Genomic DNA, 5,641 nt, shown 5'->3' on the forward strand with positions numbered 1-5,641 from the left:
TGATGAGCTTCATACACCTCAGACATATTCATCATGCGCCAATCTAACATCTTCTTGCGGAAGTCTTTGACTTCAGCCTGGAGGTCTTTGTCAGAAGCCGTCCACTGACTCTTCTTCATCAAGTTCATCTTTTCATTCAAACGATCGTTGATGTCATAGAACTCGGCGCCGTCATACATATTCTTCCAGGTCGTAGTGACGGTGCGATTAATCCACATGTCGATAGCTACGAACATGGTGATTTGCAGACCCTTTACCAAAAGAAGTCGGATGCCTTTTAATTGCATGGTTCCGGGCATCAGCCACAAAGCAATGTCAACGCCGGTCACTCGCAGAACTGCTTTTGTAATAGTCGATTGGGCGATCCCCGCCAGACCCGAAGAAATAAGCATAGAAACGATGCCAGGAGCGAACTCCCAAACTTTCTTTTGAATGACCAAATATTCATAAGCTTTTGCGCAAGGATCAGCATCGACTCCCGCGGCAAGATCTTTCTCTGTGACTTGCTTTCCCATCATTACTTTTGCACACGACATCACGTTGGGATCGGAGGCCACTTGAGAAAGGTATGTTTGTAGGAAAGCTCCGACCGTCATTCCCAAATAAGGAATCATGTGGTGGAACTTGGGGTTTTTCATGTACATGGAAAGAACATTGGCCGTCACACCTTGAGAATACATGAAGGTGAAGAAACCAAAAACTCCAATGGGTGATAGCGAGTGATCAATGTGTTGTTTCATCGCCATAGGATTTTGAGAATAGTTGGTGATAAGTTGTCCCGCGACAACAGCTCCCATTGCGACAAAAAAGATCGCCGATTCAGCAGGAAGATTTCTGACGGAGTGAGACCAGGATGACTTAGAAGCTGCTTTTACGCGAACCATCTCATCCATCATCATTTTATTTAATGATTTCGGAGAGAACTTGCGCAGTTGAGCTTCTTCCGCAAAAGGAACTTCCATCGCAAGTTTATTAGATGTTTTATCATAGACCAGAGCTTTTTTGGCTTGTGGGTCTAAAGTGAGGCGATACCCAAGAGGCTCTAAATAGTCGCGATATTGGGCAAGTTGTGCCTTGTCTTTGTCCGTCCATTCAGGAGCTGCCGCAATCGCTGGTGCTACCACCAGATTGATGAGGGCAATTGCAGTGAGGATATTTTGGAACCATTTCATGGCATGCTCCCTTAAGACACGTTGTCTCACTGTGACTATAAGCAAGCCCTAGGCCTCCCAGATCTAATTAAAGCCGTAAGAAACTGTCTCAGAGCGAGACAAAGACATATTGGGGCACCAGGCTGTCTAAAAGACAACCGAAAGTGCGATCTCAGGGGTGCGGTCTTTCATGCGCGTTTCAATGCGAATTTCACTCTTAAAAACGTTCTTTGAAATGCCAAATCCACAGTCGGGAAAGGCCTCTCCACTAGAGAAGTTCTGCAGATATTTTCCAGAAAGGAAGCTTCGTCCCCAAGAACCCTTGAACATCAAAAGACCCTCAAGCCCCAGATGAGGTTTGGCAACTTCTGCGAGGTCATAGTTTTCGCTAATAGCAAAAAGACTGAAGCGAGATTGGGAAAAAAGAGAAAAGTCCCAACTGAGGCCTGCGCCAAAATTGAGAAAAGGGGACAACCGGGGTTCAGTTCCAATATCCAAGCGCCAACTGAGTGGCGTGTCGAGCTCAGTGACTGGAGCTGTTGAAAGAATTTTTATAAAGATCCAGCGATAGAGATCAAGATTCTGTAGCTCGGGAAAATATCTGAACTCAAAGCTCATCACTTCAAGATGAGAAAAAGCGGAAAGACCGCTGTCATCGGAAAGCAGGTCGTGAAAAGCCCGTCGGTATTTTAATCGGTAAAAATCGTGCGAATCAAATTTGCCATAACCGAAGTAATATGCAACCGAATCAGCACTTTGTAAGGGGGATTTGGGTTTAAGAACTTCAACAGGATCTGTTTGATTTCCCAAGCGGGCGCGAGCCACGGACAGGGCATACTTTTCGTGCTTCAGATCTTTTTGTTGTCGGTACTCTTGGATGGCGAGATAGCTCATGGTCGCTTCCAGAGTCTTTGCTTGTTCTTTAGCGGGAAGCTCTGAAAGAATTTTTTGATCTTTAGATTCGATCAGGTTCTGCAAAGATCGTTTTTCCGAATATCCCAAATTTGAGTACCGACTGCGCCACTCGGCCTGCAAGGACATTCGGAGCTTTTCTTCTTTTAGAAGATTATTTTCTGAGAGGGCTTTGACGGTGTCCAAGGGAATCGAGATGTTTTCAAAGGAGCCGCTGAAGTCATGATCTGGCCTGACGACGTCAATAAGTTCCATTATCTGTTTTGAACAATTCTCATTTGTAAAATAGTAGGGTGCATAGCTGCCCTCGAGCTCTAACAAATGATCGATCAGAAACTGAACTTCCTCTTTGGAAAAATCAAGGCGGTACTCCCACAGATCGCGACCCTCCAGGTTGGTGTACTCTCGGATCTTTTGATAGTAAGGAAGCATAGAGTAAGCCCCGGGATAAAAACCTGAAAGTCCTTTGAGTGCATAAAGAGCCCCACTATCCTCCCCCGTCACTGCGGCGTAGTTAATCCCGTAATCGAGCAGTTCGAGTTCGTGCGTGTTTTTTGGATTGTGAACTCTTAAAAAGGTGTGTCCAAAGCTGGAACCAGCACTGTTGAGATCGCTGGCGGCAAAAACAATATAGAGTTCCTCGGCGCCGAGTTGGCGTTTCCACTGTTCTTGCTTCGGGCAAGACACGAGATCCTCGGACTCTAGTGGCAGAACTTTCTTAAGCCAGGCGGTCCGAGCCAAATAACGACATTGAGAAATTTGTGCTGTCTCTTTTTTTTCAAAGAGCAGTTGAATTGTTGCTAACAATTCCTGACGTGGATCGCTGGCTCCAACGGGCGAGACGAAAAAATTGCCTAAAATGGGAGAGTGAGACTCACCCCAGAGATTTTTTCGATAGTGCCCAAGGCGAAGCCATTGAGAACTATTCCAAAGTTCATTTTCTTGGGCATAGTTCTGATAGTGAGAGACACGTTCAGATGAAAAACCCCACGTTGAAAGTGGGGTCATAAATAAAAAAATTAAGACGATCTTAAGAACCATGGCACATATGTGCAAGCTCGCCTTGGTCGGACAGTTCTCTATTTAAGTTTTGGACCATGTCGACGGCAGACGTATCAGCTGTGGGAAGGATCTTTGAGTAAGAGCTCTGTGTGAATGCACCGAAGGCTTTTTGAGAAAGATCATTGCGACAGCCCTTCATCTGAGCCAATGCAGCCAACTTTTCACCATGACCTTGCGCCATTTCACGTGAGAGTTCCTCTTGATTTATTTCAACGAAGTATTGAACTTCTTTGTCGGCCATAACGAGACCGCTAGAGGAGCAGCCTGAGGTTCCCGAAGTAATACCAAGGGGTTGAGTGAAAAGGAATGAGTTGGTTGTCATCGCAAGAAGCTGTAATCCTTTTGAGTTCTTTTGGATGATGACACTTCCAAGTCCGCAACCGGCATCTCCCGCAAAAGCTGGGACACAGAATAGAAAAGTTAAAGAAAGAATGACTCTTTTCATGTGGAACCTCCTAAATATTTAATTTAAATCGTTGCTTATTTAAGAAAGAACATCAAAGATTTTGAAAAAGGAATCCTATTCATAGACTTACGCCCATTGGAGATCTGCATGGCTGTGCTAGAAATCACGAAACAAAATATCAAAGAGACCATTCAAAATAACGAACTTGTTATTTTGGATTTTTGGGCTTCGTGGTGCGGTCCATGTCGTCGTTTTGCCCCCATTTTTGAAACGGTGGCAATCAAACATCCAAGCGTTGTTTTCGGCAAAGTGGACACTGAAGCGGAACAAGAGCTGGCCGCACAGTTTGAAGTGATGTCGATTCCGACGATTGCCGTGATTAAAGACGGTGATATTATTTTTGTGCAGCCGGGAGCTTTGTCAGAGAATGTTTTCGAGCAGGTCGTTGAAAAGGCCAAAGAGGTCGACATGGAAGAAGTTCGTCGACAGAATCCGTAAATAAATAAGAGCAAAAGGAGCTTTGACATTTCTACCTCCCAGGTGGTGAGATGGGCCATGGCTCAGTCAGAGAATCCGATCCGTCTAAAAAAGCTTCGCGAGTTTTTGGGATATTCCCAGCGTGATCTTGCCAATGAATTCCAAGTAACGAGTGGGGCGATTGCTCACTGGGAGTCGGGGGCTCGACCTATTCCGGGGCCCGTTGTTCGTTTGATCGATATTTATGAAGAATCACTGAGTCTGCGGGCAGCGTCAGAGTCCATAATCACTGAAGAAGCTTTGCAGGTATCTCGGGATTTTTTTAGAAGCCTGGTAGAGACCCTTAATGACGAGCATCTCATCCTTGAAGAGGACACAAAAAAACATCTAAATAGCTTCATCGAGTCATTCTTTGGAGATGCTTTCGCCAAAGATCGCGTGCGTGGCAAGGTGAAATTGGCCGTGGCCCGGCAGATTTTAAAATCTTTCGAGGGTTCTCGCGGACTTTCAATTAAAGTTGCCCAGATGGCGAGTTTTTTGGAGATGGGATTGCCGCCCGAGATTCCGACCCTTCTTGGGGATATTCAGTCCAAAGGAAAGCCACTCTCATTCCCGCAGATTCAAGAGATCTTAAAAGAGTCCTACGGACGCCCCTTAGCGAAAATTTTTGCCAAGATCAATCCAGAGCCCATGGTAGTGACAAGTCTTGCTCAAGTTCATCGAGCGACATTGTTGGGTGGTGAAGAAGTTGTGATCAAGGTGAAACATCCTGGAATCTCACAAATCTTGGACGGTCAGTTTAAAAAATTGTCTATCATTTCCTTTTTGGGTGGTCTCTTGGGGAAGCAGTCCGAAGACATTCTTCAGGAAATTCAAAATCAGGTATTGTTGGAAGTCGATTATGAGCGAGAGGTGTACAATCAAGAGCGCTTTCGCAATATTTTTGAGCACGAACCTCGCATTGTGATTCCCAAAACATATCGCGAGCTGTGCAATAAAAATGTTATTGTCAGTCAATTTGAGTCGGGACTTCCTTTTGCCACATTCTGTGCAAGAGCCACGGCTCAAGAAAAATCTCAAGCCGGACTTTTGATCGCCTATTTTCATAGTTATGCCATCTTCCGACGGGGTCTTCTGCACGGGGATGCTCATCCTGGAAACTTTCTTTTTAGAGAGAACCAGGTGGTTTTCTTGGATTTTGGCCGCATCATCGAGTACGAAAGTGACGAGCTTGAAAAAGAAAGATTCTTGTATTTGGCCATTCTCAATAAAAGAAAGGCGCAGGTTTTTTCTGAATTCAAAAAAAGAAGTCTTATTCAGGATCCTGAGTCCTTTAACTTTGAGGAGTTTTGGCGTTTGCTGCAGAAGCAACAAGAACATCATCTTGTGGAGACGCCATTTAGGATCACACGATCTTTTTTGCGCTCTATGAATATGGAAAATCGCAACTTCAAAGATCGCAAGAAATTACGCTTTGATAAGTCTTTACTGCGCTCCTTTTTGGTCAACGCCAGCCTCTGGAGCCTCTTGGCGGATTTGGAAGCTGAAGCTCCTTGGCGCAAGCAGGCTTTGGCTATGTTAGAGGGTCAGGACACGGTACAATAGTGTCTGAAAAAGAAGGGAGTCCTGAGGA

General features: G+C 45.2%; 4 protein-coding genes and 1 pseudogene. 2 read left to right on the forward strand and 3 right to left on the reverse strand.

Annotated elements, in window-relative coordinates; genetic code table 11:
* The 3 genes and pseudogenes from ACM64D_RS07170 to ACM64D_RS07180 all read right to left on the reverse strand — a co-directional run.
* Positions 1 to 1,172, reverse strand: a pseudogene (locus tag ACM64D_RS07170) (hypothetical protein); the annotation flags it as partial.
* Positions 1,173 to 1,298: 126 nt separating this feature from the next.
* Complete coding sequence (locus ACM64D_RS07175) at positions 1,299 to 3,071, reverse strand: DUF4105 domain-containing protein (RefSeq protein WP_415062517.1); 1,773 nt, start codon at positions 3,069 to 3,071, stop codon at positions 1,299 to 1,301.
* 22 nt (positions 3,072 to 3,093) lie between these two features.
* Positions 3,094 to 3,570, reverse strand: coding sequence for a DUF3015 family protein (locus tag ACM64D_RS07180; protein ID WP_415062518.1), 477 nt, complete (start codon positions 3,568 to 3,570; stop codon positions 3,094 to 3,096).
* 108 nt (positions 3,571 to 3,678) lie between these two features.
* Between ACM64D_RS07180 and trxA the strand changes: the two genes are divergently transcribed.
* Positions 3,679 to 4,029 (forward strand): thioredoxin, encoded by a 351-nt coding sequence (gene trxA / locus ACM64D_RS07185; RefSeq protein WP_415062519.1) that lies wholly within the window; start codon positions 3,679 to 3,681, stop codon positions 4,027 to 4,029.
* A 57-nt stretch (positions 4,030 to 4,086) separates the two neighbouring features.
* Complete coding sequence (locus ACM64D_RS07190) at positions 4,087 to 5,613, forward strand: AarF/UbiB family protein (RefSeq protein ID WP_415062520.1); 1,527 nt, start codon at positions 4,087 to 4,089, stop codon at positions 5,611 to 5,613.
* Positions 5,614 to 5,641 lie beyond the last annotated feature (28 nt).

It is taken from the genome of Bdellovibrio sp., from assembly GCF_047637665.1.
Lineage (GTDB): Bacteria > Bdellovibrionota > Bdellovibrionia > Bdellovibrionales > Bdellovibrionaceae > Bdellovibrio.

What these genes read in the sequence shown, in the direction of transcription:
- ACM64D_RS07175 (WP_415062517.1), bottom strand. Translation starts at nt 3,071, where the DNA reads ATGACCCCACTTTCAACGTGGGGTTTTTCATCTGAACGTGTCTCTCAC.
- ACM64D_RS07190 (WP_415062520.1), top strand. Translation starts at nt 4,087, where the DNA reads ATGGCTCAGTCAGAGAATCCGATCCGTCTAAAAAAGCTTCGCGAGTTT.
- trxA (WP_415062519.1), top strand. Translation starts at nt 3,679, where the DNA reads ATGGCTGTGCTAGAAATCACGAAACAAAATATCAAAGAGACCATTCAA.
- ACM64D_RS07180 (WP_415062518.1), bottom strand. Translation starts at nt 3,570, where the DNA reads ATGAAAAGAGTCATTCTTTCTTTAACTTTTCTATTCTGTGTCCCAGCT.